Annotated in this window: 23 protein-coding genes; 11 read left to right on the top strand and 12 right to left on the bottom strand. The window is 47.2% G+C overall.

Annotated elements, in window-relative coordinates; genetic code table 11:
* Positions 1–692: 692 nt before the first annotated feature.
* The 7 genes from DW657_RS04280 to DW657_RS17565 all read right to left on the bottom strand — a co-directional run bounded on the left by DW657_RS04280 (position 693) and on the right by DW657_RS17565 (position 10,514).
* Positions 693–3,494: a DUF4906 domain-containing protein gene (locus tag DW657_RS04280; protein ID WP_158577313.1), complete on the bottom strand. Its 2,802-nt coding sequence runs from the start codon at positions 3,492–3,494 to the stop codon at positions 693–695.
* A gap of 32 nt (positions 3,495–3,526) precedes the next feature.
* Positions 3,527–4,729 (bottom strand): hypothetical protein, encoded by a 1,203-nt coding sequence (locus DW657_RS04285; protein WP_147381883.1) that lies wholly within the window; start codon positions 4,727–4,729, stop codon positions 3,527–3,529.
* A gap of 109 nt (positions 4,730–4,838) precedes the next feature.
* Entirely contained in the window at positions 4,839–5,966 is a 1,128-nt protein-coding gene (locus DW657_RS04290) for a FimB/Mfa2 family fimbrial subunit (protein ID WP_118311555.1), read from the bottom strand.
* A gap of 284 nt (positions 5,967–6,250) precedes the next feature.
* The gene (locus DW657_RS04295) at positions 6,251–7,744 is read right to left on the bottom strand and encodes an Mfa1 family fimbria major subunit (RefSeq protein ID WP_118311556.1); all 1,494 of its coding nucleotides are present in this window, start codon (positions 7,742–7,744) and stop codon (positions 6,251–6,253) included.
* Positions 7,745–8,039: 295 nt separating this feature from the next.
* Positions 8,040–9,476 (bottom strand): DUF3868 domain-containing protein, encoded by a 1,437-nt coding sequence (locus tag DW657_RS04300; RefSeq protein WP_118311557.1) that lies wholly within the window; start codon positions 9,474–9,476, stop codon positions 8,040–8,042.
* A gap of 42 nt (positions 9,477–9,518) precedes the next feature.
* Entirely contained in the window at positions 9,519–10,103 is a 585-nt protein-coding gene (locus DW657_RS04305) for a DUF3575 domain-containing protein (RefSeq protein WP_089543896.1), read from the bottom strand.
* 207 nt (positions 10,104–10,310) lie between these two features.
* On the bottom strand, positions 10,311–10,514 hold the full coding sequence (locus DW657_RS17565) for a hypothetical protein (RefSeq protein ID WP_147381884.1): 204 nt from the start codon (positions 10,512–10,514) through the stop codon (positions 10,311–10,313).
* A 397-nt stretch (positions 10,515–10,911) separates the two neighbouring features.
* On the opposite strand from DW657_RS17565, the gene DW657_RS04315 reads away from it, so the two are divergent.
* Complete coding sequence (locus DW657_RS04315; RefSeq protein WP_118311559.1) at positions 10,912–11,724, top strand: LuxR C-terminal-related transcriptional regulator; 813 nt, start codon at positions 10,912–10,914, stop codon at positions 11,722–11,724.
* 73 nt (positions 11,725–11,797) lie between these two features.
* On the opposite strand, the gene DW657_RS04320 is transcribed toward DW657_RS04315, so the two are convergent.
* Positions 11,798–13,315: an NAD(P)H-hydrate dehydratase gene (locus DW657_RS04320; protein WP_118311560.1), complete on the bottom strand. Its 1,518-nt coding sequence runs from the start codon at positions 13,313–13,315 to the stop codon at positions 11,798–11,800.
* A 126-nt stretch (positions 13,316–13,441) separates the two neighbouring features.
* Here DW657_RS04320 and hpt point away from each other — a divergent pair, with 126 nt between their 5' ends.
* The 7 genes from hpt (at position 13,442) to DW657_RS04355 (ending at position 20,209) form a co-directional block, all read left to right on the top strand.
* A complete protein-coding gene (gene hpt, locus DW657_RS04325) occupies positions 13,442–13,981 on the top strand; it encodes a hypoxanthine phosphoribosyltransferase (RefSeq protein ID WP_089543893.1) in 540 nt (179 codons plus the stop codon).
* Between the two features lie 192 nt (positions 13,982–14,173).
* On the top strand, positions 14,174–14,746 hold the full coding sequence (locus tag DW657_RS04330; protein WP_089543891.1) for an adenylate kinase: 573 nt from the start codon (positions 14,174–14,176) through the stop codon (positions 14,744–14,746).
* A gap of 114 nt (positions 14,747–14,860) precedes the next feature.
* On the top strand, positions 14,861–16,021 hold the full coding sequence (gene obgE / locus DW657_RS04335; RefSeq protein ID WP_089543890.1) for a GTPase ObgE: 1,161 nt from the start codon (positions 14,861–14,863) through the stop codon (positions 16,019–16,021).
* A complete protein-coding gene (gene pgeF / locus DW657_RS04340) occupies positions 16,014–16,853 on the top strand; it encodes a peptidoglycan editing factor PgeF (RefSeq protein ID WP_089543889.1) in 840 nt (279 codons plus the stop codon). Before obgE ends, pgeF begins: the two co-directional genes overlap by 8 nt.
* A gap of 116 nt (positions 16,854–16,969) precedes the next feature.
* Positions 16,970–18,193: a M23 family metallopeptidase gene (locus tag DW657_RS04345; RefSeq protein WP_199658300.1), complete on the top strand. Its 1,224-nt coding sequence runs from the start codon at positions 16,970–16,972 to the stop codon at positions 18,191–18,193.
* 168 nt (positions 18,194–18,361) lie between these two features.
* The gene (locus tag DW657_RS04350; RefSeq protein WP_118311562.1) at positions 18,362–19,084 is read left to right on the top strand and encodes a DUF4468 domain-containing protein; all 723 of its coding nucleotides are present in this window, start codon (positions 18,362–18,364) and stop codon (positions 19,082–19,084) included.
* A gap of 102 nt (positions 19,085–19,186) precedes the next feature.
* Positions 19,187–20,209 carry a caspase family protein gene (locus DW657_RS04355; RefSeq protein ID WP_118311563.1) on the top strand — a complete coding sequence of 341 codons (1,023 nt, stop codon included), beginning with the start codon at positions 19,187–19,189 and terminating at the stop codon, positions 20,207–20,209.
* A gap of 81 nt (positions 20,210–20,290) precedes the next feature.
* On the opposite strand, the gene DW657_RS04360 is transcribed toward DW657_RS04355, so the two are convergent.
* Both DW657_RS04360 and DW657_RS04365 read right to left on the bottom strand, forming a co-directional pair.
* Entirely contained in the window at positions 20,291–20,491 is a 201-nt protein-coding gene (locus DW657_RS04360) for a hypothetical protein (RefSeq protein WP_006848784.1), read from the bottom strand.
* Positions 20,492–20,512: 21 nt separating this feature from the next.
* Positions 20,513–21,697: a phosphoribosylaminoimidazolecarboxamide formyltransferase gene (locus tag DW657_RS04365; protein ID WP_118311564.1), complete on the bottom strand. Its 1,185-nt coding sequence runs from the start codon at positions 21,695–21,697 to the stop codon at positions 20,513–20,515.
* Positions 21,698–21,901: 204 nt separating this feature from the next.
* Between DW657_RS04365 and DW657_RS04370 the strand changes: the two genes are divergently transcribed.
* Positions 21,902–22,156 (top strand): hypothetical protein, encoded by a 255-nt coding sequence (locus DW657_RS04370; RefSeq protein WP_089543884.1) that lies wholly within the window; start codon positions 21,902–21,904, stop codon positions 22,154–22,156.
* A gap of 79 nt (positions 22,157–22,235) precedes the next feature.
* Here DW657_RS04370 and rplS read toward each other — a convergent pair whose 3' ends face one another.
* Entirely contained in the window at positions 22,236–22,646 is a 411-nt protein-coding gene (gene rplS / locus DW657_RS04375; RefSeq protein WP_089543883.1) for a 50S ribosomal protein L19, read from the bottom strand.
* Positions 22,647–22,869: 223 nt separating this feature from the next.
* On the opposite strand from rplS, the gene DW657_RS04385 reads away from it, so the two are divergent.
* Positions 22,870–23,646, top strand: a complete 777-nt coding sequence (locus DW657_RS04385) for a 5'-nucleotidase C-terminal domain-containing protein (RefSeq protein ID WP_199658301.1) — start codon at positions 22,870–22,872, stop codon at positions 23,644–23,646.
* Positions 23,647–23,714: 68 nt separating this feature from the next.
* A complete protein-coding gene (locus DW657_RS04390; protein ID WP_118311566.1) occupies positions 23,715–24,629 on the top strand; it encodes a bifunctional UDP-sugar hydrolase/5'-nucleotidase in 915 nt (304 codons plus the stop codon).
* 86 nt (positions 24,630–24,715) lie between these two features.
* Here DW657_RS04390 and DW657_RS04395 read toward each other — a convergent pair whose 3' ends face one another.
* On the bottom strand, positions 24,716–26,386 hold the full coding sequence (locus DW657_RS04395) for a glycoside hydrolase family 43 protein (RefSeq protein WP_118311567.1): 1,671 nt from the start codon (positions 26,384–26,386) through the stop codon (positions 24,716–24,718).
* Positions 26,387–26,473: the final 87 nt, after the last annotated feature.

A 26,473-nucleotide genomic window follows, 5' to 3' on the forward strand; every position in this document is an offset into this window, starting at 1 on the left:
TGTAAGTACTATCATCGTGCCTTGTAAGTACTATCATTGTTGCATCGTTTTTACGTTAATAGTCTTCGGAGTAACCTTTGCTTGTTGCCGGAAGGATTAATGGTATAAGCCGGAAATGCCTATGTCTTCAGCCGCACAACAGCTGTTGTGCGCTTGCATAACAGCTGATATGCGCTCGCCCAACACTTGTTGTGCAAGTGGATATCATCTGTTGTGCGATATTTTTTATATAATCTCCCTATCCTCCGTTAGGCGTTCCGACGGATTTGCAATCCGTCGTTAAAAAATGACCTAACCTATTTATGTTCTGCGGATTTGCAATCCGCAGCAGGGAGATTGTTATATGTTATGGATTAGGGGGATTACAAATCCCCTGGTTTGATAGGTCGAACCTTTTTTTACGACGGATTTCAAATCCGTCGGGACGCCTGGCGGTGTATGGGACGCCTAGCGGGGTGTGGGACGGCTGGCGGGGGTGGAATTTTCAGGGCACAAAAAAGTCGTGGAATCTTAGAAGGTGAGTCACCTCGGCAACTAAAATTCCAACGACCAGTCTAGTCTAGTCTTCGCAAATTTGTATAATAGTAAATGATAATAATGTCTTATAATAACTAATAAGGGGGAGGAAGTATTCCCAACTTCCTTCCCTCTCTCTTACAGATATATGATTCTTAACTTTTGTATTTTGCTAACTATTTTTGTACCTTGATACAGCGGACAGAGCCGGTAGCATTCCACTTGTTAACATCCATTGTGAAGATGTTAGAACTATAAGTCCATGACTTTCTAAAGTTCGTGTTAGAGAATATTGTTCTACAGTAGGTGTTTGTAATCTTGTCTTTATCAACAAGAAACATTACTGATAATTCTCTTTGGTTTGGAACTCTCCATTTTTTGTCACCTTCCTCATATTTGTTGTAACATTTAAATGTACCATCTACTACATGCTCCTGAGTAGGCGTAACTCCTGTCCAATGCCAGTAGCCCCACCCGTCTGTGTATCCTTCACCATAATATTTCTCATTTGAAATCTTGAACTTTTTGGCAGGTTTATTGAGTGCAGAACGTTCTGTGTGCGCATTCAATTCACCTTGTTCTCCTGATGTGTTCAATGCTTTTTCATCAACATTGTTCAGTGTTACCACAGAACTTTCGTACGTGTAGTACTTGGCAGGAGTTCGGTTGTATCCCACATCGTTTGATTTCAAATTGCGAAGGCAGCGTACCAATTTTGGAGGATAGGCAGAATTGTTATGATTGGTTGCCAAACCTTCTTCAGAGAAGTAAGTGTTCTCATTGTATGTTGAACTATAATACAACATACGACATCCAGGATCATTGCTAGTGCTGAGTGTAGATGTGGCTTTATTGAAGAGTTTAGACTCACCGCTCATAATCTCCTCACCAATCCAGATACCAATATACTGAGAAATTGTAGGGGCATACCAGCGGATTTCATCATCACTGATTTTGCCATCTCCATTCAAGTCTCGGTTTCTAGACATGCACGCTTTGATCAGAGACGTGTTGTTTTTGAGTGACTTCCAGGTGTCTGTTCTTGTATTTATGTCCGCAACCATATTGGCACGTCCATTCCATGTATCGGAACCAGCAGATTGATAGGTACTTCCACCACCATTAACACTAAACCCTTTACCCTCCTCGTCATTGATAGTCTCGCAACCGTAAGCAGTGATGCTTCCAGCTTTGCTTCTGTCATAGAAGGTCTGAATGTTATACTGGGTCAAACCATATTGAGTCTGAGCGTAAACGCTTCTGCCATCATTACTGGTCTTAACCTCATTAGCAACATAAAAGGCACGCTTATCAACATCATTCACATATTGATTCCATGTGAGATTCTTGTAATAGTTCTCACTGATAAAGCATGTTGCATCGACATAATATGATCCTTTATTATAGTCATATCCTCCAGTCCAGATACTAGTTGAATTTGCATTATCATAGAGATATTTCAAGAATTTATCTACAGTGTAGAGATCGTTGGCATTGGTGCCAGGATAACTGCAAGCTGTACCTCTGTTCGTTTTATCTTCGCTGTATGTACTGCTAGAACCGTCTCTTCGGCATTTGATTGCAAACTGAATCCAGCTTGTATCTACATCGTTCTTTTTGCCAACTGTTGTTGCGCCCACGTTGATTACGTCGGTATGATTACCCAGGGCATAAACCTGATAGAAATAGCCTTTACCTGCTTTTTTCAACGCTTGGATATCATTCTGATAGAAGCGCATGACCATATACTCGTAGTGACTGTCGAGTGTCATGTTCTTACCTGTCGCTCCATATTCCAAAACTACGCCTTCGGCACCTGGCTGATCTGCTCCTGATTCTTTCTTGGCTTCTACGATGATTTTATCTACACCTGCTACTGTGATGTTGTAGGTATATTTGCAGTTACGCTCTACATCATAGTTGTTTTTATCTCTAGAACAGTCGCCCAGATGAACATAGTAGGTAACGTCGGCACTCTTAGTAGAACTACTTGTTGTTTCTTCATACTTACCTTTTAATACTACGTATGTACCATTAGCAGGTGCATTGGTAAATTCTTTCGGAATACTCTGACTGTCATCTTCACGTTCTGCTTGGGTGGTTACGTTGTGAACTGCATCCTGAAGATTTTCTGGCAAATAGACTTCGAAGAACTGAGCATCATTTTCCACATCGTTTGGTCGAACTGTGTTACCGATGTTGTTGTTTACGTTCGTTGTCTTATTCCTTCTGTTTCCATCAATCTTTCCTACCAGCGAACCATCTACGGCAATGTTCATAATGTCGTAAGTTTCCAGCTTAAATGAACGGGTAACTCCTGTTGTCTTAGCAGCCTTGATGGTAAACTTTACCTTTGATACGATGCGGCTCAATCGAATAGCATTGTCGCCGCTGGCAATTGTACCTGCGGTTGTGATATTTACCAGATTTCCATCCTGTACCGCACCGCTCATCAAGAATGCACTTGTAATATCAATGCTAGTGTTGTTACGCTTGAAAGTCAAAGCTTTCAGCTGGTCGAGGGTGAAGTCATATCCTCCGGCACGGGCTGTTTCTTCATTCAAGTTAATAGGTAACTTGTTTGCAGCAACAGTACCGCTGCTGGTCTCAACTGGGTATAGACCCGTAGAAATGTTGGCTACTGCATAGATGTATGATTCGCCACTTCTTGTCTTGATGCCAGTTATTTCTGCTTTGGTGTTGTTGCTGGTATATTGATTCAGATTTACTTCACCTTCAATCCCTTTATAGCCCTTCAGATTACCATTGCCATCAAATATATAGATGTAGAGGTTGTCGAGATGACGCTCCTCTGCATCTGTAGCTCGGGAGTTGACCACGATGTCTCTTGGGGAAACATCAGAATAGGCCAACGAAATGGTAACATCCTCGTTGCTCTCGCTGCCGCCCGGGAAGATGTCTTCCGAGCAACTGCTGAGTAAGAGTGCTACTCCCATGAGCAGGTATGCTAATTTCATTACTTTCTTCATATTATGATTCCTCCAATAGTTTAATTAAATGTGATATCTGTAGCAGCCTTCTCATTCCAGTTTGCTACGTAGTATTCTAAGTTGAGATCCAGTAATGCTTCTCCAGAGAAATAGCCATATACAACCAATTCATGATTGCGATAGGCTTCTGGAATCTCAAAAACAACCGATCTTTCTGCAAGCGAAGCATTTGACTTGAAATGAATCGTACCAGTTATGGTCTTGTCTGTCTCACGAAGATAGCTTCTGCAACCTTCCTGTACACCAGTGCTGAGACGAGTCATATAATCCTGGGCTTTTTCTCCGGTATTTTGAATATATACCTTAGGATCGGCAACAGGGTTGATTTTATTTGTTGCAATAGCTCCGAATATCAAATTCTTGGTGAGGTAATTGAGACCATTGAGACTTCCTGTCAATCCTTTAGTATCCTTTTCGGCATCTGTTGCTGCTTCTGGGAATACTGGGCTTGCTTCTGTCAGGGTCTCTCCGTTTACAACAATCTTGGTGACAGTTACACTTTCTGTATCCTTGCCGGTCTTACGGGCAAAGAAGAAGTGGAGCTTGGAAACGGCTCTTACCAATGGAACACTTACAGGTTTGGTAGCTGCTTCGGCTGCATTATCTGCAATGTTGTTTTTTACATTGATGTTTGTAATGACACGTGAGATTGGTAAACCTGTAGCAGGAACAGTAATAGCCTGAGCGCTGCCATCTTTTTTGATACCGAAGTTTGAGTTGAATACAGCATTTTTCAATTCCTGGCGAGTCATTCTATTGCAATTGTTATCGTTCAGAACTCCAATGCTTTCTGCATTGAGCAGGATGAAAAGGTCGATATTATCCAAATCACCTGCTGCTTTGCGCAACAATTTCATACTTACCTGATGTGAACCGGTTTCGTTGAGGCCGGTTTCTGCCTTGAATCCTATTGGTGCTGCAGTTTCAGCGCTGCCGCTTTTGAAAGCCCAAACTCTGATACTGTATATTTTCTCCTCTTCTGTTGGATTTGGGGAAGTTTCGTCTTGCCCGAGCGTTCCGCTGGTACCTGCTGTTGAACCAGCAGGAGCTTTGGCTCTGGCCTGAGCTGTAGGAGTTGATACATTCAGGTTGATGTAGGTATCACTCTTTCCAGCAGCTGTATCTGTGTAACCGTCCGACATACATGATGTTAGTATCAGGGTAAGCAGCAAGGTGGGTGCCAATGCTGCTATTCCCTTCATAATGCTAGTCAGTTGATTCGCACAGATTTTTCTTTTTGCGAAATCGAACATAACTTGTATCTCCTATCTTTTACTTATACTTTTACTTTGTTACTGTTTTATGATCATTTTACTTGGATCCTAAATCTACGTCCTGCAGATTGAGAAGCCAGCCGTTTACCTTGATTTTTGCGACCATGTGGTAGTCTGTATCAGGACTTGGAACGTAGAATACGAGGGTGTAGTGATCCTGGCGGTCGAGGTATTCCTGATCCTCCCAGCCCTTGTCGGTGCGCTCGCCGCAGAGAGCGAGGAACCATGGCAGTGAGTGGTTGAAGATTACCTTGCCTGTGCGCTTGTCGGTGATTACGATTCGCTTGTCATCGTACTCCGTGCTTTCGGTGTTGCGGGTGCTTACATCGTTCTTGCGCTCGAACATTCTGGAAGAAGACAGGTCGTAAACCAAAGCCTTGTCGATTTCTTCACCTTCTACCTGGGTATTGCCGCTGGAGTTAACCACCAGTTTCTCGTTGTAAGGCACGTAGGTAATCGGCTTGTTCTGTTCTACTCCGTTGGCATCCTTTACCTTGTCGCCCTTGTAGTCGAGGAGGGCAGCCGAGCCCTTGATTCTTACGTCGAAGTTTTCTGCAACGAATCCCTCTTGGTCGTTACCGTATGGAAGCATCACGATGCGGTAGGTCTTGGTACATTTCATCAAGCTCAGTTTGCCGGATGTGTCCTTTTTGCCCTTGAAGTCGAGAGATGTCTGGGCAGTGTAGAGAGCGGTGAACTTCTTGTTGTTGACAGAAGCTTCTCCGTCTTTCTTTCCCATTTCCTCCTGCAGGTCGTTGATGGTAGAAACACCTGGTGTGAGTTGGGTGAAGCTGAACTCCATCTCGTCGTCACCGTCGGCTCTGCTACCTGTAGGTTTCTTGTCACGAGCGAGGCAGACGAAGGTATATTTGCCTTCCTGTAAGTCTGTGATGTCCATGCTGTGACCCGTTTCGAATTTGTCGGCTGACTGCGTATAGGTATCGAAGTATTTACCGTTTTTATCGAAAACATAGACGTTGAGGTTTTTCACTTCCTGGGAGAAGGCATCAGCGTTCTCAACATTATATGTATAATCGAACTTGAGCGACACCTTAGGTGCAGGACAATTCGTCAAATCGTCTTTCATGCATGATGAAAGCGAAGAGAGTGCGATGGCTGAGATACAAACCACTTTGCAACCGTTTTTGATGATGAAATGTTTCATATCGTTTGTATTTTATTAATTCTTTTACTTATATCTAGTGTGCCGTAGGGCGTAAGAAGTGGGGTAGCCTCCGGCATCTTTTTTTTCTTGTTGAGTGGTGCTGATTCAGCACGATAGGGGTTCCCGCCATCTGTTGGCGGCAAATATCATCTTTTTCTTTTTTAATCTCCCGGAGGCGGGGTTGCCCCCGGGAGATTGAGAGTATTGTTGTTTCAAGAATTATCTTGAGAGCGGGGGATGGGGTGCATCCCGTATTCATCTTTTATTTCCAATTGAAGTTCTGATTACTTCAACTCGATTGGCTGTGCATTGAGAACCCAAGGGTTGATGCTAACTGTTACATTCATGTAGAAGTTAGGATTCTTGACAGGATCGTCTGGCTCTGGTCCATTAGGAACGTCCTTACCGATTTCGCTAACCTTTGTAACTTTCAAGCGATAGATGCTGTTACGCAATACAGAATATGTATGAGTTGTCTCACTTGCAATAAATGGCTTGTAAGCATTGTCTGAGATAGCCCAGCGGTAGTACATTACACCCTGGCGGTAAACCTCAATCTTGTAGTCCTGGCGGAATTGTGCCAATTTAGCTTCGTCTGTGGTAAGCTTGCCATCTGCATCTGAGATCTTTGCCACTACGTCTGCAGGAGTAATGCTGCTTGTCTCGGTGAATGGGTTAGAAATCGCACCTGTTGCAGCATCATTGTAAATAGCCTGAATGCTGGTGTAAAGTCTTCCGTCATAACGATAGAATGTACCATCCTTGAAGTCTGATGCGTTATTTGCTGTCTCAGTCAAGGCAACCTTAACCTTGAAGTAAACTGCTGTAGCATCGTTTACGTCAGTTGTGGTATTCTCGAAAGCATACTTCCAGCTGACTGGATTTTCTTTTGAGCTAAAGTTCACAAGACCGGCAGCATTGTATAATGTACCATAATCACTCTTTGGCAGAGAATACTTAGGCTCTCCCCATTTCACATTCAATGTCTTGAACTTAGTATCCCAGTTCTGCATGACATAAGAGTTGTTGTTCAAGTTTGATACAGCAAATCCCTCGTATGAAATGCCTGCTACAACATCTGCAACATTGATAGAGGTCGTTGTATTTTCAGCAGGAGTTACGGTTTTTACAGATTCGTCGAACGATGGGTTATCGATACGAGCAACTACACGATCCAATTTAATCTCGTCAGCTGCGGCTGGTGATTTATCAGACTTAGCTGCGTCTGTAAATTCAACCTTGCTATGAGCTGCTGCCTTTGTTCCATCATTTTGATTGAACATAACGAATTTGTTATCTGTAGCAAAGTCTGCTCCACCTGTAGTTGATGTAAAGATAGAAGTAGCTGCAATTGGATTATCTACATTTGTTCTGTTTGCTAAGAAGTAAACATCATACTTCTTACCAGTAGTAATTGCTCCAGTTACCGCAACCTTAATTGGTTTTGTAACACCTGAAGTTGTCTGAGTAGGGGCTGTCTCGAACATATCCTTGGTGATAACCTTGCGGAATACACAGGTAGGTCCATCATAGATATACATCATACCTTCTGTTATTGTACTCTCTGCCACACTACCATTATCTGTGGTAGTTTTGCCGTCTGTTACACTAGTTCTGGTTCCATGACTGGTAGCACCAGAAATCTTCAATGTCATATAGACACCGTCAGCCTGTGACTGAGTTCCACCACCTGTCAAATCATCATTGTTACTGCAGCTTGAGAAAGATAACGCTGCTGCTGATACCAAGCTCATTGCGAGCAAATTCATTTTCTTCATAATCTTTTACTTATTAAGTGTTATACAAATTTTTTAGTTTGAGTTGCGAAATGGACGGGTCTCTCTGACCTCATCACTGGCTTCGCCCGGGGGTAATCAAATACTATTCTTTCTTTTCTTGTTCTTAAATTAAATTTTTTAGTTTATATTAATATTATTGTTTATTCTTTTACTTATATATAAATTACATCAAGCGTTTATGAAGCTTTTGCCCTTTCAGGGCGCTTTGCTTGCGGCTTGTTTACCCAGGGGGTTGCCCTGGGCTAGGAGCTTTTGCCCTTTCAGGGCGCTTAGCTTATTCCACAATCTTGTTCAGCTTGTTGAGATTCTCCTGAGCACCCTTCAAGCCTCCGGCTACTGCCTTCTGGAAGTACTGCTTGGCAGCTTCGTAATCCTCATTGAGAACGGCGAGGCAACCACGGGCATTATCTACTTCGGCACCGGTGCCAGCCTTCTTCAGGTACTTCTCTGCGCTTACCTTGTCACCTCTGTCGATGGCAGCAAGGGCTGCATTCAGATTGGCGAGCTTATCTTCTGGGAACATCTTCACGGCTGTGTCGAATACATTGTTGTACTCTTCGCTTCCCTTCGGATAACTGTTTGCCACCATGTACATCTCCTGGAGAGAGAGCTTCTGCGGACGGGTATTGATTACTCTGCGAGCCTCTTCGAGGTTGAATGCCTTCACGTCGTACTCGATGGTGTAATCTGTGCGGCGCAAGCTTGGCCAAACCTTGTCAACGAGGAATCGGAATGCCTCACCAGCCTTGGCTGCGAGCGTCTGTTCCTTCTGGTCAGGAGTCATATCGCTGTTGATGATCTTGAGAGCAGCTTCCTTCTGAGGGATGTTGTGACTCTTGATGTACTCCAGTGTTCCTTCCCAATCCTCAGCTGTAGATTCTACCTTGAAGAGCTTCTTGTCGATAGGGTAGGTCTTCAACAGGTAGTTGTAGAGAGCCTGGGTACGGTTGCGGGAAAGCTTGTTGTTGTTGGCATAGCTGCCGTCTGGAGAAGCATATCCGTGGAGGGTAATGGAAGTGATGGTTACATCAGGGTCGTTCTTCACGAGGTCGAGTGTCTGCTTGATGGTAGCCAACTCATTGGTATTGTTACCGAGATCCTTCACGATATCCCACTTGTTGATGCGGAAGTTGAGTCTAGCCGAACCGTTTTCCTGTCTGATCTTCACTGCCTCCGCCTTTGGCTGCTGATAAGCCTGGTAGAGCTGCTGAGGAGTAACGAGCGCCTCGCCATTGTTGGTGAGCAGGTTTTCTGCCAGCAGTTTCTGGTTACATCCGCATGCATCATTGCTGATGGCGAAGTTGGAGTTCTTCATCCAGTCCTGGTAAGGAGTAGAGTAAGCGTATCGGAGCGTCTGTGGCTCCTTGTTTTCACGCTTGGCAACGATGAGCGGGTTCTGGGTAGCGGTCTTCTTGGTACGCTGGTAGTAGATGTATCTCTTGTTACCCATCACCTCCACAGCCGGGAGCTTGAGCGTATCCTCACCTTTATATAAAATAGGTGTAAGGATGAGACCCTTGTTGCTTGCCAGTTTCACGTCATCGAGATTGAGGTCCATATAGACGTTCACCTTATTGCCTTTCTTCTTGATTTCCTTGTTGAGGACTTTCATATCCTTGGCAGCCTGTTCCTGAGCGATAGCGTTAGTGCTAAACAGAATGCTGAGGGCGACGGCTCCAAGTGTCTTGTTTAAAATCTTATATGTATTCATAATCTTCAGTTTTTACTTATTAATATAATAATGTATCATGAATTAGAAGACATACACCAGATTGAGTGCCGCCTTGGTAGGTCCTACGTAGTGATGCGCCTTGTCTTTCTCGAGTTTCTCGCCACACTGTGGGCATTCATATTTATCCGATTTCGAATAAACGTATCCCACTCCGAGTTCAGCCTCGAAGTTCCAATGCTTGGAGAGAGCCCAGGTATAACCGTATGCAACACCTGCACCTACGAACCAACCTTCGTATCTGTAATCTTTCAATTTGGAGAAGTCGGTACCGAGGAACTTGAAGTCAAGATCTACGTTACCTATGTTATGAGAACCTCCGAGGGCGTGGAAGCCGATGAAGGAGCCCATCATCTTATTGCAGAACCAGTATCTAGCTTCTGGTTGAACAAGCCAGTGCTGCCACTTCTTGTTCTTGGAAAATGTCCACGGGTTGTAGTTGCCGGATACATCCAAGGTCCATTTTGGGGAAAGGCCAAATTCGAAGCCGAGGTTCATGGTGCTTGTAGCATCATAAAGGAGATTCGTCTTCAAGGCCACCTTCTGAGCGACGGCTGGGCAGATGAAGCTGCCTACAGCCAGTAGCGCAATTAAAATCCTTCTGTTCATACTTAAAATCTTTTAATGATTTAAGAATGACAAATGGTCTCTCTAGAGAAACGCATCATCATCTTTTACTTATACTTATACTTATACTTTTTTCTTTTTCTTAATTTCCTTTTCCTTCCATTCAATAGGCTTGAAACTAGACTTTATTTATTAAAGAATAGTAAGTCTATCATTTACTCTTCTTCTACTCATCATCATCTTTATCATCTACTCCATTGTTCTTAGATGCCTGTTGGCAACTTTGGGGTTTGATTGGAAGTTCGGGCTTGAAACCGCGAACTTTGTTTTTACGATTGCAAAGATAGCGTCTTTTTCGATTGCTGCCAAGAAAAATGCGCCTAAAAATGCTGATACCGAATAAAAACCGCATAAATGAAACACTGAAAAACCCTGAAAAATGCTTTTTCTCATCTGTTTTTTGCTTTTTTAGCCACTTTTTATCAGTTTTCTTAGAGTTTTTCGATTTTTAGTAGTAATTTTGCAACTGAGAAGAATAAGTTGGTAAAATATCAATGAATTCAGGACTCAGAGGTCCTGAAAGATATGCAAAGTGCCCCAAGCGGGCAAGACTTTGATTATAATAAATATAAACGACTGTTTAAATTATAAGTAAATAGAAAGCAAATAATGAAAGCTAAGAACAAACTTTGGGATTGGTGTTTGCGCTTGGAACATCATTTATGCCCTGACTATTGTGGAGTGGTGGACCGCCGGAGGGTGATTGCCTTCGTCTTTTTGACTCTGATAGAGATACTCATTATTCCCTATCACTTCCTTTTGTTTTACATGATGAAAGCATGGGGGGGGCATGTTCTATAATATAGTCCATACCCTCGCACTGGTGCTGCTGACGTATGTGGTGCTGAAGCGTAAGGTGGTATTCAAGACTGGCATCTCCCTGCTCTATATCCTCGTATTCGTCAAGCTGGCGATAGACAGTATGCTTTGTCTGCACTATCAGGGCGATCGGGACAACCTGAGCGTGATGAGCAATATCTTTATCATGTTTATACTCGCCATTACCGCCCAGAGCCAGCAGCTCAACCGAACCTCTCTCGGCTTTGCCGTCGCTCTGCTGCCAGTGGTAGCGGTAGCCCTCTCGCATACGCAGATTTCCGTGCTGCTCTTCAGCATCAAGGCTGTTCTGGTAGGTTTCCTGATGATTCTGTATGTATGGCTCTATAACTGGGAACCTGTCATTATCAAGGAACTCAGACAGCCCAAGCAAATGAGAGAAGAAGAGAAGAAGGCTCTGCACATGCTTGCCGACCTGAAGGATGAAGAGAAGGATATAGCGGTAAACCTGCTGAGCCGACTGAGCCCGGAGCAGCAGAAGAATATCCTGCACCGTGCCGCAGAACAGTTGAAGACCAGCGAACTGAGCAAGAAGGCTTGGGATCTGGTATGTGCCGACCTTACCAACAGTGAGAGGGTGATCTGCCAGATGGTGCTGGAAGGTAAGATGCTGAAGGAAATCTGCATCGAACTGAACAAGAGTGAATCGAACATCACCAGTCAGCGTAGCCATATCCGCAAGAAACTGAATATGGACCGCAAGGACGACCTTCGACGTGAACTGGAAAAACGCTTCTATGAAGCCAGAAATTCATTGGAAGCATAGTATAAACATAAGAATGCAGAAAGGGTGTGCTCACACGAGCACACCCTTTCTGCATTCTTATACTTTTCCAATCTTACTCTTCCATTCTGAGGAATGCCTTCGGCAGGTAATCGATGAGATCGCTGGCGATGAGGCTTTCCTTGCCCAGGTCCTTGATGGCGAGGTCGCCGGCAAGACCATGAAGGTACATACCTATGCGGGCAGCATCTGCCTGCTTGTAGCCGCGAGCCAGAAGAGCGGTGATGATGCCTGTAAGCACATCGCCACTGCCCGCCGTAGCCATACCGCTGTTGCCCGTAGAGCAGAACTCCACCTTACCATCCGGATGACAGAGGGCTGAGAAATGTCCCTTCAGCAGGATGTAGCCGTGCAGACGGTCGGCAAGCTCGCATGCCTTGAAGAGGCGCTCGGTGCAGTTGCTGCTGGTGATGCCAGCCAGACGGTCAAGCTCTCTAGGATGTGGAGTGAAGATGAGGTTCTTAGGCAACTGCTGCATCCAGGCACGGTGACTGGCAAGGATGTTGAGTGCATCGGCATCCACCACTACCGGACAGGTGCATCTTCTGAGCTGGGCAATTAGGGCGATGGCTGTAGCCTCGCTGGTTCCCAGTCCCGGACCGATGCCCATGGCGTGGTAATCTTCCGTATCTACCGGTTCGCTGAAGATGGTTTCCTCTGTATCCATCTGCAGTACCGCCTCGGGCACGGAAATCTGCATGATTTCGTAGTTTCTCTTAGGCGTATGGGTAATCACCTTTCCCACACCCGTTCTGAGGCAGGCTCTGGTGGCAAGGACCGAAGCGCCCGACATGCCGTAGCTGCCTGCGATGAGGAGTGCCGTGCCCATGCTGCCCTTGTGGGCGAAGTCGCCGCGAGGCTTCAGGAGCTGGCGGATGTCCTTCTCCTCAAGGATGCTGCAACGGCTCTCGGTGCGCTGGATGAACTCTGGAGAGAGTCGGATATCAAGCACCTTGATTCTGCCCAGGTACTGCTGGTTGTCTGCCATCATCATCGACAGCTTCTTCTGCTGCAGGGTGAGGGTGAGGTCGGCACGGATGATGTTGGCGCTGATATTGTAGGAGTTATCCTCGCTCATCAGACCGGAAGGCAGGTCGATGCTCACGATCTTTGCCGCACTCTGGTTGATGTATTTCACCATGGCAGCGAATCCGCCCGCCAGCGGCTTGTTGAGTCCGCTGCCGAAGAGGCCATCCACCACGAGCATTCCCGCCTCGAGCTGAGGAGGGTCGAAGTTGACGGTGACCTCTGTAAACTGCTTGACGCGCTTACCCTCGATGAGTCGTTTCTTGTTGGTGGCACAGTCGGCAGAAAGCTTGTTGTGCACATTGAACAGGAATACACTCACCCCATAGCCATCTTCACTGAGGAGGCGTGCCACGGCAAGTGCATCACCACCATTGTTTCCCGGACCGGCGAAGACCACGACCGGTGTTCTGTTAGACCATTCCTGCTCGATGGCACGGGTGAGCGCCTTTGCCGCCCTTTCCATCAGGTTGAGCGATGTGATCGGCTCATGCTCAATGGTGTATTTATCCAGCTCATGTATCTGAGCACTAGTGAATATTTTCATATATTAATGTATGTTATGTCCGATTATCTGATTAATTTAATGCAAAAGTACTAAAAAAAGTCGATGAATGGATGAAGTTTCACGATTTTTTCGTAATTTTGCAGAAAATATTATATCATCAAGACTATGGGCATAGTAAAAATCAAGGATAAGACCTTCAAGACCTCCATTCCAGAGGCAGATATTCTGAAGAAGGTACAGGTCGTTGCCGACCGATTGAACCAGGATTATGCGGACAAGACTCCGGTGTTCCTGGCTGTGTTGAATGGTTCGTTTATCTTCGCTGCCGATCTGATGCGAATGATTACGGTACCAAGCGAGATTTCTTTTGTGAAGTATGCTTCCTACGAGGGCACCAGTTCTACCGGCAGCATGAAGACTCTGATGGGTCTGAACCAGGATCTTACCGGTCGCCACGTGGTGATCGTGGAGGACATCGTGGATTCCGGCTTTACCATGGCTCACATGATCGAGGATCTGAAGAAGAAGAATCCAGCCAGCATCGAGATCTGCTCACTCCTCGTGAAGCCGGGCAATCTGAAGGTGGATCTGGACATCAACTATGCCGTAATGGAAATCCCTAACGATTTCATCGTAGGATATGGATTAGATTATGACCAAGAAGGCAGAAACCTCCGCGACATCTACACGATTGTAGAAGAATAGGGGGTGAAGCATGTGGGAGAAAATGTTATTGGATATTCCATTTTTGGGTACATACATTATTTTGGCTATGGTGGGAATCCCTGCTATAGTATTCTTATTATTTGTTATGACTCCCAAAGGAAAGCAATGGTTTAACAGTTTAAATTAAGTTTCTGACACAACATAAAACAATTTATATATATTAAGGTAAAAATGAAAAATATCGTAATTTTCGGTGCTCCAGGTGCTGGTAAGGGTACACAGAGCGACAAGATGATCGAGAAGTATGGTCTCGGTCACATTTCAACAGGTGACGTTCTTCGTAACGAAATCAAGAATGGTACAGAGCTCGGCAAGACTGCCAAGGGCTATATCGACAATGGTCAGTTGATTCCAGACGAGTTGATGATCGACATCCTCGCAAGCGTATATGACAGCTTCGGTAAGGATCACGCAGGTGTGATCTTCGACGGTTTCCCACGTACCACTCCACAGGCTGAGGCTTTGAAGAAGATGCTCTCTGAGCGTGGTCACAAGATTGCTGCCATGATCGAGCTCGCCGTTCCAGAGGATGAGCTGATGGCTCGTCTGCTCAACCGCGGTAAGTTGAGTGGCCGTTCTGATGACAACGAGGAGACTATCAAGAAGCGTCTCAACGTATATCATACACAGACTGCTCCTCTCATCGACTGGTATGAGAAGGAGGGTATCCACCACCACATCGAGGGTCTCGGAACTGTAGATGAGATCTTTGCTCGTGTTTGCAATGTAATCGACAACTTGTAATCAAGATATAATAATCTTCCCCGCAAGGCTGCGGGGAAGATTTATTCATTAAAAAAAGAAGAATCTTCCGTTCAAAAGAAGAAGATTCAACGTTCAAATTAAAAAGAAAAATCAATGGCTGAATCCAATTTCGTAGATTATGTAAAGATCAACTGCCGCTCTGGTAAGGGTGGTAAAGGCTCCATGCACCTGCGCCACGTGAAGTACCAACCGAATGGTGGACCTGACGGTGGCGATGGCGGACGTGGAGGAAGCATCTATCTTCGCGGCAACCACAACTACTGGACCTTGCTGCATCTGAAGTATCAGCGCCACTTCTTCGCCGAGCATGGTGGCAATGGAGGACGTGACAAGTGCCACGGCACTGATGGTAAGGACATCTATATCGATGTGCCTTGCGGTACCGTGGTGTATAATGCCGAAACCGGTAAGTTCGTCTGCGACGTGGCTTACGACGGTCAGGAAGTACTGCTCCTGAAGGGCGGACGCGGCGGACTGGGCAACTTCCAGTTCCGTACCTCTACCAACCAGGCTCCACGCTATGCGCAGCCAGGTGAGCCGATGCAGGAGATGACCATCATCATGGAGCTGAAGCTCCTTGCCGATGTGGGTCTTGTGGGTTTCCCTAATGCCGGAAAGTCAACCCTGCTCTCTGCCGTATCCAGTGCCCGTCCAAAGATAGCCAACTATCCGTTTACCACCCTCGAGCCATCGCTGGGTATCGTGGATTACCGCGACCATCAGAGTTTCGTGATGGCAGATATCCCGGGTATCATCGAGGGAGCGAGCGAAGGAAAGGGCTTGGGACTGCGATTCCTGCGACACATCGAGCGCAACTCGCTGCTCCTCTTCATGGTTCCAGGCGATACCGACGACATCAAGAAGGAATACGAGGTGCTGCTGGGCGAGTTGAAGAACTTCAACCCAGAGATGCTCGACAAGCATCGCGTGCTCGCCATCACCAAGTGTGACCTGCTGGACGAGGAGCTCATCGAGATGCTGAAGGAGACTCTGCCAACCGATCTTCCGGTGGTATTCATCTCATCAGTTACCGGACAGGGCATCCAGGAACTCAAGGATGTGCTCTGGAAGGAGTTGAATTCAGAAAGCAACAAGCTGCAGGAGATTACTTCAGAAGATACCCTCGTTCACCGTGACAAGGATATGAGCCGCTTCCAGCAGGAACTCGAGGCTGAGGGCGAGGACATCGTGGAGTATATCGACGAGGATGAAATCGAGGATGTAGATGACTTAGATGATTTCGAATATGAATAAGGAATATCATATCGCTGAGGGCGTCACTGCTTTCTCTACCACCCGAAAGGGAGGAGTGAGCCAGGGCAACTACAGTGAATTCAATATCAATGACTATTGCGGCGACTGCGCCGAACACGTGGCAGAGAACCGCAGGAAGCTGGCGGATGAGCTGGGCATAAGCATCGACCACATCATCCTGCCGCATCAGGTGCATGGAGTAGAGGTCCGTCAGGTGGCAGGAGATTATTTCTCAATGCCTGAGAACATCCGCAAGATGATTCTCGAGGGCGTAGATGCCGTGATGACCAATGAGAAGGGCGTATGCATAGGCGTATCTACCGCCGACTGCATCCCAATCCTGCTCTATGACGAGGAGCACCATGCCGTGGCAGCCATCCATGCCGGATGGCGAGGTACGCTGGCACGCATCGTCCACAAGACCATCCAGGAGATGGCTTTCGCCTATCATACGGAGCCAAAGAAGCTGAAGGCAGTGATTGGTCCGGGTATCTCGCTGGAGCATTTCGAGGTAGGTGATGAGGTGTATGAGGCTTTCGAGCAGGCAGCCTTCCCGATGGAAGAGATTGCCGAGCAGCGCCCCAATGCCGCCTTCTCGGTAGATATTGCCGAGCGTGAGCGCCTGGCTGCAGAAGGAAACATCGTGCAGCCGCTGAAGTGGCACATCAACCTGCCGCTCTGCAACAAGCAGATCCTGCTGCATTGCGGTGTGGCTGAGGAGAATATCCAGGATTGCGGCATCTGTACCTTTGCCCATAGCGACGAGTTCTTCTCGGCAAGAAAGCTGGGCATAGAGAGTGGCAGAATCTATACCGGCATTCTGATGAAGTAAGTTTTCAAGATAACATCCATTTTTCTCTTTTCTATGAACGAAGAGGGAAAAATGGATGTTTTTATGTTTTAAGATTTAATGGTTAAATTTAAAAAATGAATCTAAAAGAATAGAGAATGATTGTAAACAGAAGATTAAGAAGAAGAATCGGGCTGGCTGCCGTCTCGGGAATGCTGATGCTTTCGCTGAGCAGTTTCATGCCCGCCAAGAATGAGTTTACTGCCGCCGAGCAACAGCAGGTGAGCATCGCAACGCCAGGTCTCTTTGCCCAGAGTCAAGCCTTCAATGTTGACTTTGAGATATTCCGTGCCAAGGAATATTCATTCCCGCTTCCTGTGGGCAAGGCTAGCCTTATCAATGGCAACAGCGTGATGCGCATCTCTACTGCCAAGGGCGATGCAGTGAAGGCTATGTTTGATGGTTATGTGCGTCTCTCGCGCAAGACCGAATCGATGGGTAACGTGATCGTGATCCGCCATGACAACGGTCTGGAAACCGTGTATGCCAACAATGCCGAGAACCTGGTGAAGGTGGGACAGTCGATAGATGCAGGACAGACCATTGCCATCGTGGGCACCCGAGAGGGAGAGACCTATTGCGATTTCTCCATCATGGTGAATGGTGCGCGCATCAATCCGGAGACCATCATCGAGCTGAAGAGTCATAAGCTCCGCCGACAGACCGTGCAGTTCCGCAAGGAGGGCAACCGCATCGGCATCAAGGTGATTGGTGGCAAGGACTCCTCCGTTTCCAAGAACGATAAGAATGATAGAAACAATAAGGAAACAAATAAAAAATCGGGAAGCAGCCGTAGCGATCACGCCATGACCCTCGACCCCGACGAGGTGTACGACCCGTTTACCATCACCAACACCTTCCGTCTCGATTTGGAGAAGATAGAGGAGAAGGCATGGGCATATCCATTGCCTGATGCCCGTGTCATCAGTCCATACGGAGGTGCCCGCCGTCACTCGGGTGTGGATTTGAAGACCAAGCCTAACGACGAGATTTATGCCGCCTTCGATGGCGTGGTGGTTGCCTCGGGACCTTACTACGGCTATGGCAACTGCATCCGCATCAAGCATGCCTACAGCTTGGAAACGCTCTATAGCCATCAGAGTAAGAACATGGTGAAGAAGGGTGATAAGGTGAAGGCAGGCCAGGTAATCGGTCTTACGGGCCGCACTGGCAGGGCCACCACAGAGCATCTCCATTTCGAGGTGTCTTTCGGCGGCAAGCGCCTGGATCCAGCCATCATCTTCGACCACAGCAATCACAAGCTCAAGGCAGCCACCCTGCATCTTACCAAGGGCAAGGGCGTAAAGTGCGTGAAGAACTAGAAATAGCGAAAATTACTCCTGTTAATCGAAAAAATCCACCCGTTTGGATGATTAAAAGCCGGTAACTGCAAGTTTTTACGAATTGCACCATGGGTTTTTATCATCTGAACGGGTTTGTATTTAAAAAAATGCTATCTTTGCAGCATCACTTAAAATATAAATGATAATATGAAGAAATATCTTATCACACTTGCACTCTGCGTGCTTACCCTTACGGCAAGTGCACAGGTCTTTACAGCCGAACAGATTGAGAGATACGCCAAGGATAAATATGGTGATAACTGGACAGAGGCTGCCGGAAACCTGAGCAAGGAAGTTGCACTGGACAACAAGAACCGCCTGAACTACCAGGAGGTCATCGCCTGCGCTGGTCAGTCGAAGGCAGAAATCTTCAAGAAAGCCATCGAATGGTTCAACCGCGCATTCAAAAGTAAGGATACCCACGGCGTGATTAGAGAGCAGAATGCTGAACAGGGACTGATCATTACCCAGGCTTATATCGAGAATATCGCCAGACAGAATGCTGGAGTCAACCATTATCAGGTGGATATGATGCCGTATATCCGTGTGGACGTGAAGGAGGAGAAGGCAAGGGTGAGCGTCTATATGGACAGCTACGAAGTGACCGTAAAATCGGGCGGCGGATGGACAAGTGCCATCGCCAGTGTGCTCGCCGCGGCTGCTACCGGTGAGGCGGATGATGACGAGGTGGTGAGCAAGGATGAGGTGTGGAACATCAGTTCCTGCTATCCTTATGTAGAAAAGGACAAACATAAGCTGGCGTCGAGCAAGGCTTTCGTGATGGCTTCGGCTTTCCAGAACTCCATTATCGACATTCTGAAAGAGGCGCTTCTTGCTGATTCTTCCGACGGATTCTCGGACGACTGGTAAATGGGAAGTTAGAGAGAAGTTAAAGGAAGTTAGAGAGAAGTTAAGGGAAATCTATCAAACTCTATATATATAATAAGGTGTAAACATCAAAACCGCTAGTGTATGAAATGGAAGAATATCATGATGATGGTGATGATGGCAGCAGGATGTTGGTTCTCGCTACCTGTCCACTCTCAGAGAATCTCTGTGGGCAAGAAAGGACTGGTGAAGGTAATGAGAACCGACTCCACCTGTGCCCAGGAATTTGTAAGGGATGAACATCAGTCTGTTGCTACACGGAAGACGGCGAAGGCAGCGGGAGCCGCTGAAGGCGTGAACACGCTGGCAAGCTATCTGAAATCGGACGTGGATCTGAACATTCCCGTTTCGAAGGTGAAGCAGGAGAAGACCTTTGCCGTAATCATCGCCAACGAGAATTACCAGGAGGAAGTGAACGTGGAGTTTGCCCTCAACGACGGTATGGCTTTCAGGGAATACTGCATCAAGCTGCTCGGCATTCCGGTAAGCAACCTGCATATCCGCAAGGATGCCACCCTCAACAATATGCTGGCGGAAATCAACTGGATGCAGGACATCGCCAAGGCGTATGGGGCTGAGGCTAGATTCATCTTCTATTATGCCGGACATGGAATGCCCGATGAGAGTAACGGCACCTCCTATCTCCTGCCCGTAGATGGCAAGAGCAATATTCTGGCTACGGGTTACAGTATGAGCAGGCTGTATGCTGAACTCAACGGTCTGAACGCAGCCTGCGTAACGGTGCTGATGGATGCCTGCTTCAGTGGCAGCAAACGAGGCGAGGGTATGCTGGCTTCAGCCAGAGGCGTGGCACTCAAGGCGAAGGCTGAGGCTCCGAAGGGCAACATGCTCGTGATGACGGCTGCCCAGGGTAGCGAGACGGCTTATCCCTACAAGGAGAAGAAGCACGGACTCTTTACCTATTTTCTCCTGAAGAAACTGCAGGAGAGTAAGGGCAAGGTTACCTATGGCGATCTCTTCGACTATGTGAAGACGAATGTGGCGCAGAAGTCGGTAGTGGTGAATGAGAAGAGTCAGACGCCAACCATAGCCGTATCGGGCGACCTGGTTTCCACCTGGCAGGGCATCAGGCTCAATGAAGACTGATGTCTGAAATACGAAAAAATCCCCATCGACTGGACTGCTCCTGTCGATGGGGATTTATTTTTTATTCTCTGGAGAAAAGAATTACTTCTTCTTCTGCGATTTACGGTTGGCTCTCTGTTGGCGATACTTTGCCTTCTGACGGGCAGAGCCGCTTCCGTGAGCACCCGTAATGTACTTCTTCTTCTTGGCCTTGGTCTTCACCTTGTCGTCGTCGTCCTTCTTCGGACCGCCGCCGCCCTTGAAAACCATGCCACCCATGATAATATCGTCAATATCGCTCATATACCTTTTATATTATATAAATTAATGATGGAAGAGGCGAACGTGAGTAAACGCCATGGCGATGCCGTACTTATCGCATGTATCGATAACATTATCGTCACGGATGCTACCGCCTGCTTCTGCAATGTATTCTACACCACTCTTGTGAGCACGCTCGATGTTGTCGCCGAATGGGAAGAAAGCGTCGCTACCTACAGATACACCCTTGTTCTGGGCAATCCAAGCCTTCTTCTCCTCGCGGGTCAGTGGCTCAGGCTTCTCTGTGAAGAACTGCTCCCATACGCCATCCTGCAATACATCCTCCCACTCGTCAGAGATATAGACATTGATGGTATTGTCGCGGTCGGCACGGCGAATCTTCTCCTTGAAAGGCAGGTTCATCACCTTAGGACACTGGCGCAACCACCACTCATCAGCCTTGGAACCAGCCAGACGGGTACAGTGGATACGGCTCTGCTGACCGGCACCGATACCGATAGCCTGACCATCCTTCACGTAGCATACAGAGTTACTCTGGGTATATTTCAGGGTGATGAGCGAGATAATCAGGTCGCGCTTAGCCTCTGCAGTGAAGTTCTTGTTCTTGGTAGGGATATCCTCGAAGAGAGCTGGATCATCGAGCTTCACCTCGTTGCGTCCCTGCTCGAAGGTAACACCGAATACCTGCTTGTGCTCGATAGGAGCTGGCACGTAGTCAGAATCAATCTGGATGACGCAGTAGGTACCCTTGCGCTTCTCCTTCAACACCTTGATAGCCTCAGGGGTAAAGCCTGGAGCAATCACGCCATCGCTCACCTCACGCTTGATGAGGAGGGCAGTAGCCTCATCGCATACATCGCTCAGGGCAACAAAGTCACCGTAAGAGCACATGCGGTCTGCACCACGAGCACGAACATAAGCGCAAGCCAAAGGAGAAAGTTCGAAATCTACGTCATCGCAGAAGTAAATCTTCTTCAATGTGTCGCTCAGTGGCAGGCCGATGGCAGCACCAGCAGGAGAAACATGTTTGAAACTAGCGGCAGCAGGCATTCCTGTAGCTGCCTTCAGTTCCTTGACCAATTGCCAAGAGTTGAAAGCATCCAGGAAGTTGATGTAGCCAGGACGGCCGTTGATAACTTCGATAGGCAGTTCCCTTCCGTCATCCATATAGATGCGAGAAGGCTTCTGATTCGGATTGCATCCGTACTTAAGTGCTAATTCTTTCATCTTAATTAAGAAATGTATTTAGAATTTGGTTGCAAAATTACAAAAAAAATATGAGAAAACCATTTTTTTCGTGCGAAATTCAAAAATAATCTCCCAAACATGACTCCGTTTCAAAAATATTGTGTACTTTTGCCCGCAGTTAGGAATGAAAAATGAAAATTTGAGAAATTAAAGGAATTGAGAATTTGAGGAAGGATAATCACAATGAAAAATGATTTGAAAATCCTCGCTGTAGCTTTGGAGAAGAAGCTAGGCAGGGAACACCTGCAGCACGAAGAGAAGCATAGAAACAACAAGTTGCTGCACAAGGTGTGGGAGATAATGAAAGGAAAGGAGAAACCTTCACAGCAGACACTCAACCGTCTGGCATTGCTTGCCGGATTCCAGAGCTGGGCTGATCTGCAGGGCGCATTGCACGGCACCGATGACGGGCTGACAAACTACAGCGCCGGAGAATAAGGAAATGCAGAAAGGGCATCCAATCGTGAGATCGGATGCCCTTTTTCTGATTCTAATTTTTAATAGGTAACTAAGAAAATTACTCAGCGCTCTTAGCGATGGTCTTCTTCTCAGCGATACGAGCCTTCTTACCTGTGAGCTTACGCAAGTAGTACAACTTAGCGCGACGTACCTTACCGTGCTTGTTCACCTCGATAGAATCGATAGCTGGTGACTCGATAGGGAAGATACGCTCTACACCTACAGTACCTGACATCTTACGAACAGTGAAACGCTTCTTGTCACCATGACCAGAGATCTTGATAACTACACCACGATAGAGCTGGATACGCTCCTTAGTACCCTCGACGATTTTGTAAGCGACTGTGATAGTGTCACCTGCCTTGAACTCAGGGAACTTCTTGCCGGTTGCAAATGCTTCTTCAGCAACTTTAATCAAATCCATTTTTTTGTATAAAATTAAAAATTGTTTGTCGTTCCAACGCAACATGGACGGGCAACACTTCTGCCCAGACAACAGCGGTTACGCCGAAAAGCGGGTGCAAAGTTACGACTTTTTCTCGTATCTCGCAAATTTTCAGTGGGTTTCTTCTCTTTTTCCCCTTCTTTTTTTGTTTTCTTTACTAAAGAAACGTTTTTTTCTCGCCTTTTTCGTCTTTTTCGCCGATTTATTTTGTATCTTTGCATCCCGAAATTAGAATATTGTAAAAGGTATGAAGAAAAAGAATAGTATGCAGATGATGCTTGCCTCCATGGCTCTGATGCTGATGGCAAGTCCAGCCTTTGCCCAGAAATTCAAGGTGGCAAAGGTGGAGAGAACCCGTATATTGGTAGATAAAAAATGGGATGCCCAGCCGGATGCTGAGGCTGCGAAGTTCATCGCCCCTTATCAGCACAAGGTGGATAGCATCATGGGACCTGTAGTGGGATCCGTGGCTCATGATATGACCCGTCATCGCCCTGAGAGCGAGTTGAGTAATCTGCTTTCTGACATCCTGGTATGGGGTGGCGGACAGTTTAATGAGCAGCCTGTCTTCTCGGTGTATAACATGGGTGGCATCCGTGCTGACTTTGCCAAGGGTGATATCAACGTAGGCGATGTGAGCGAGGTGGCTCCTTTCGAGAACAAGATCTGTTTCCTCACGCTTACCGGCGAGAAGGTGCTTGAACTCTTCCAGCAGATAGCCCACCGTGGCGGCGAGGGAGTGAGCCATGCCGTAAGAATGGTTATCACCCGCGACGGAAAGCTGAAGGGCGTAACCCTGAACGGCGAATCTGTCGATCCAGCTAAGAGCTATCGCATAGCCACCCTCGATTATCTTGCCGAGGGCAACGACCAGCTTGTTGCCTTCAAGAGCGGTACCGATGTGGTGGCTCCTAAGTCGAAGGAGAACAATGTGCGCTACATCATCATGGACTATTTCCGTGAGATGAAGGCTCAGGGCAAGGTAGTGGAGTCAAGAGTAGAAGGCCGCTGCGTAGTAGAATAGGGGGAACGAAGCTTTCCGTGGATTTGTAACCCCCGGAAAGCAGATAGACTAACTAAATAAGTACAGAAATGAAACATACATTATTATATATAGCGCTGGCGCTGGCATCATTCACGCTGCAGCCGGCAACAGTACAGGCTAAAGTCCTGAAGGATTCAAAGGTCAAGAAGGAGGCAAAGGCGCAGAAGACTCCAAAGGTAGTGAAGCAGCTCGTGGTGCTCCATACCAACGATACCCACTCCTGCGTGATGCCTTACAATCCGAATCTCGCAGATACAGCTATGGCAAACCGTGGAGGCTACCTCCGCCGTGTGGCAATGATCAAGCAGGAACGCAGTCTGAATCCTGATCTTCTGCTCTTCGACAGTGGCGACTTCTCTCAGGGATCTCCTTACTATTCGCTCTTCAAGGGGGATGTAGAAGTGGGATTGATGAACGAGATGAAGTATGATGCAGCCACCATCGGAAACCATGAGTTCGATTACGGCATGGACAATATGGTGCGTCTCTTCAGGATGGCAAAGTTCCCGATCGTTTGTGCCAACTACGATTTCACCGGCACCGAGCTGGCGGATATTGTGAAGCCATACGTGATATTGCATCGCAAGGGACTCAAGATAGGTGTCTTCGGACTGGCTCCGCAGCTTGCCGGCTTGGTGAGTGAGAAGAATTACGGTTGTATCCAGTACCTGGATCCTATCCAGAAGGCGAACGAGATGACAGAGATCCTGAAGAAGAAGGAGAAGTGTGATGTCATCATCTGCATCTCTCATCTGGGCTGGAATATAGAGGGCACGGATGATACCGAGGTGATTGCTGCATCCCGCCACATCGACCTGGTATTGGGAGGTCACAGCCACAGCCTCTTCCAGACGCTGAAGTACAGAACAGATCTTGATGGCAAGCAGGTGCCTGTAGATCAGAATGGCAAGGGCGCCATCTGGGTCGGCAAAATGACATTGGATATTGTGAAGAATAAATAAAACTTATACAAAGACAAAATACAAAAAGACTCTCCGATCTTTTCGGGGAGTCTTTTTGTATTTTTTATATCATATCATGATATCTGTTATTCCTTGTTGGAAGAAGCATAGAGACCGATGCAGGCTCCGATGAAACCACCGCTCTTCTGGGTGCTCAGGTTGCTGGCATCAACACCTTTGGCGAGCAGCTGCCAGCTGCCGCCTTCCTCGGCATAATAGAAATCATAATATCTGTCGTGACCTTCTACCTTCAGCTTCAGCTTGCCTGCCTTGATAGGGGCTGAGGCGATGGTGACGTTGTTCTTCTCGGCACGGGTCAGGGTAATCATCAGCTTGCCATTCTTCATGGTCTTACCCAACACGAAGTTGTGGTCTTCCTTCTGGAGAAGTGCCAAACCTGCTATCTCCTTGTCGTTGCGAGGAGTGAAGTTGATTTCTGTCTCGGCAGAGAAGGTGCCGTGCTGCTGACGTGCCCAGATGGCAGACATCGGTTCACGCTTGTAGATATTGCCTGGCAGCAGATTCAGGTTCAGCTTGCCGTTTTCTACCTTATAGCAATCTGTAAAGTCGCGGAGGAACATCCAGCGTGGGTTCAAATCCTTCAGACCAATGCCGTTGTCGGCTGCATCGAAGTTATCCACATAGCTGAAGTTGCCCGAGAATTCGTTCTTCGCGGCTGGCTTCAAACCAGCCTTTTCGCCTACCGTAGAAATAGGGGTGTTCTTGGCGAGAATCTCTGGCCATCCGTTTTTCCATTTTACCGGCAGGAGATAGGTGTCGCGACCTGTGTTGTACATATCTTCCTCGTAAGGGCGGCAAGCCAGGAACACTGCCCACCAGTTGCCCTTGCCATCTTCTACGATGTCGGCATGACCGGCACTGGATACAGGGTCCTTGCGGTTAGGATCGAGTCCGGTACGCTGGGTAAGGATAGGGTTGTTTGGGCATTCCTCCCATGGACCCATCGGATTCTTGGCACGCAGGATTACCTCGCTGTGCCATCCGCCCGTACCGCCTTCTGCACACATCAGATAATAGAACCTGCCCTTCTTGAAGAGGTGTGGACCCTCAATCCAGATAGGACGAGCCTCTACATGGGTTCCGCCACGCAGAATCTCCTTGAAGTCGCCCTTGATACTGTCGCCCTTCACGTCGAATTCGAAGCAGCGGATAGCACGCTGTCCCTCGTAATCAGCACCGCCAACTACCGGACCGTTATGAACGATATATCCCTTGCCGTTGTCATCGAAGAAGAAGCTAGGGTCGATGCCATCAATCTTCTTCAGATAGATAGGTTCGCTCCAGCCCTTGGATGGGTCCTTGGACTTGACGAAGAAGTTGCCGGCACCCACATTGGTGGTAATCATATAGAAGGTCTTGTTCTTCTTGTTATAGCTGATGGCTGGTGCGAAGATACCGCCTGATACATGCTGACCCTTCAGAGGCACCTGCGATTGGCGGGTGAGCACATGCCCGGCTGGAGTCCAGTTTACCAAATCCTTGCTGGTAGAGAGCGGCACTCCAGGAAAGAAGGTGAAGGATGAATTCACCAGATAATAGGTGTCGCCCGCACGACAGAGGGATGGGTCGGGATAGAATCCTGCCAGCACGGGGTTGTAATACTGATGACTCTTGTCGATAGGCACATTGAATCGTGCATCGTTGCCTGCATACTTGAAGTAATTGAACTGGGCATTCTGAGCCTGTGCTCCGGCTGCAAGCATCATCGAAAGCGATAAGATTGCTAATTTCTTCATTATGTTCTTTGATTTTAAAGATTATATATTTCAAAATTTATATTTTAAGAAACTGCTGAGAGTTTGTGTTTAGAAACTACAAAAAAC

Source organism: Prevotella sp. AM23-5 (assembly GCF_003473645.1).
Lineage (GTDB): Bacteria > Bacteroidota > Bacteroidia > Bacteroidales > Bacteroidaceae > Prevotella > Prevotella copri_A.

Bases quoted from the DNA above. Each gene is read 5' to 3' on its own strand.
- DW657_RS04280 (WP_158577313.1), bottom strand. From the start codon at position 3,494: ATGAAATTAGCATACCTGCTCATGGGAGTAGCACTCTTACTCAGCAGT.
- DW657_RS04285 (WP_147381883.1), bottom strand. From the start codon at position 4,729: ATGAAGGGAATAGCAGCATTGGCACCCACCTTGCTGCTTACCCTGATA.
- DW657_RS04290 (WP_118311555.1), bottom strand. From the start codon at position 5,966: ATGAAACATTTCATCATCAAAAACGGTTGCAAAGTGGTTTGTATCTCA.
- DW657_RS04295 (WP_118311556.1), bottom strand. From the start codon at position 7,744: ATGAAGAAAATGAATTTGCTCGCAATGAGCTTGGTATCAGCAGCAGCG.
- DW657_RS04300 (WP_118311557.1), bottom strand. From the start codon at position 9,476: ATGAATACATATAAGATTTTAAACAAGACACTTGGAGCCGTCGCCCTC.
- DW657_RS04305 (WP_089543896.1), bottom strand. From the start codon at position 10,103: ATGAACAGAAGGATTTTAATTGCGCTACTGGCTGTAGGCAGCTTCATC.
- DW657_RS17565 (WP_147381884.1), bottom strand. From the start codon at position 10,514: ATGAGAAAAAGCATTTTTCAGGGTTTTTCAGTGTTTCATTTATGCGGT.
- DW657_RS04315 (WP_118311559.1), top strand. From the start codon at position 10,912: ATGTTCTATAATATAGTCCATACCCTCGCACTGGTGCTGCTGACGTAT.
- DW657_RS04320 (WP_118311560.1), bottom strand. From the start codon at position 13,315: ATGAAAATATTCACTAGTGCTCAGATACATGAGCTGGATAAATACACC.
- hpt (WP_089543893.1), top strand. From the start codon at position 13,442: ATGGGCATAGTAAAAATCAAGGATAAGACCTTCAAGACCTCCATTCCA.
- DW657_RS04330 (WP_089543891.1), top strand. From the start codon at position 14,174: ATGAAAAATATCGTAATTTTCGGTGCTCCAGGTGCTGGTAAGGGTACA.
- obgE (WP_089543890.1), top strand. From the start codon at position 14,861: ATGGCTGAATCCAATTTCGTAGATTATGTAAAGATCAACTGCCGCTCT.
- pgeF (WP_089543889.1), top strand. From the start codon at position 16,014: ATGAATAAGGAATATCATATCGCTGAGGGCGTCACTGCTTTCTCTACC.
- DW657_RS04345 (WP_199658300.1), top strand. From the start codon at position 16,970: ATGATTGTAAACAGAAGATTAAGAAGAAGAATCGGGCTGGCTGCCGTC.
- DW657_RS04350 (WP_118311562.1), top strand. From the start codon at position 18,362: ATGAAGAAATATCTTATCACACTTGCACTCTGCGTGCTTACCCTTACG.
- DW657_RS04355 (WP_118311563.1), top strand. From the start codon at position 19,187: ATGAAATGGAAGAATATCATGATGATGGTGATGATGGCAGCAGGATGT.
- DW657_RS04360 (WP_006848784.1), bottom strand. From the start codon at position 20,491: ATGAGCGATATTGACGATATTATCATGGGTGGCATGGTTTTCAAGGGC.
- DW657_RS04365 (WP_118311564.1), bottom strand. From the start codon at position 21,697: ATGAAAGAATTAGCACTTAAGTACGGATGCAATCCGAATCAGAAGCCT.
- DW657_RS04370 (WP_089543884.1), top strand. From the start codon at position 21,902: ATGAAAAATGATTTGAAAATCCTCGCTGTAGCTTTGGAGAAGAAGCTA.
- rplS (WP_089543883.1), bottom strand. From the start codon at position 22,646: ATGTTGCGTTGGAACGACAAACAATTTTTAATTTTATACAAAAAAATG.
- DW657_RS04385 (WP_199658301.1), top strand. From the start codon at position 22,870: ATGAAGAAAAAGAATAGTATGCAGATGATGCTTGCCTCCATGGCTCTG.
- DW657_RS04390 (WP_118311566.1), top strand. From the start codon at position 23,715: ATGAAACATACATTATTATATATAGCGCTGGCGCTGGCATCATTCACG.
- DW657_RS04395 (WP_118311567.1), bottom strand. From the start codon at position 26,386: ATGAAGAAATTAGCAATCTTATCGCTTTCGATGATGCTTGCAGCCGGA.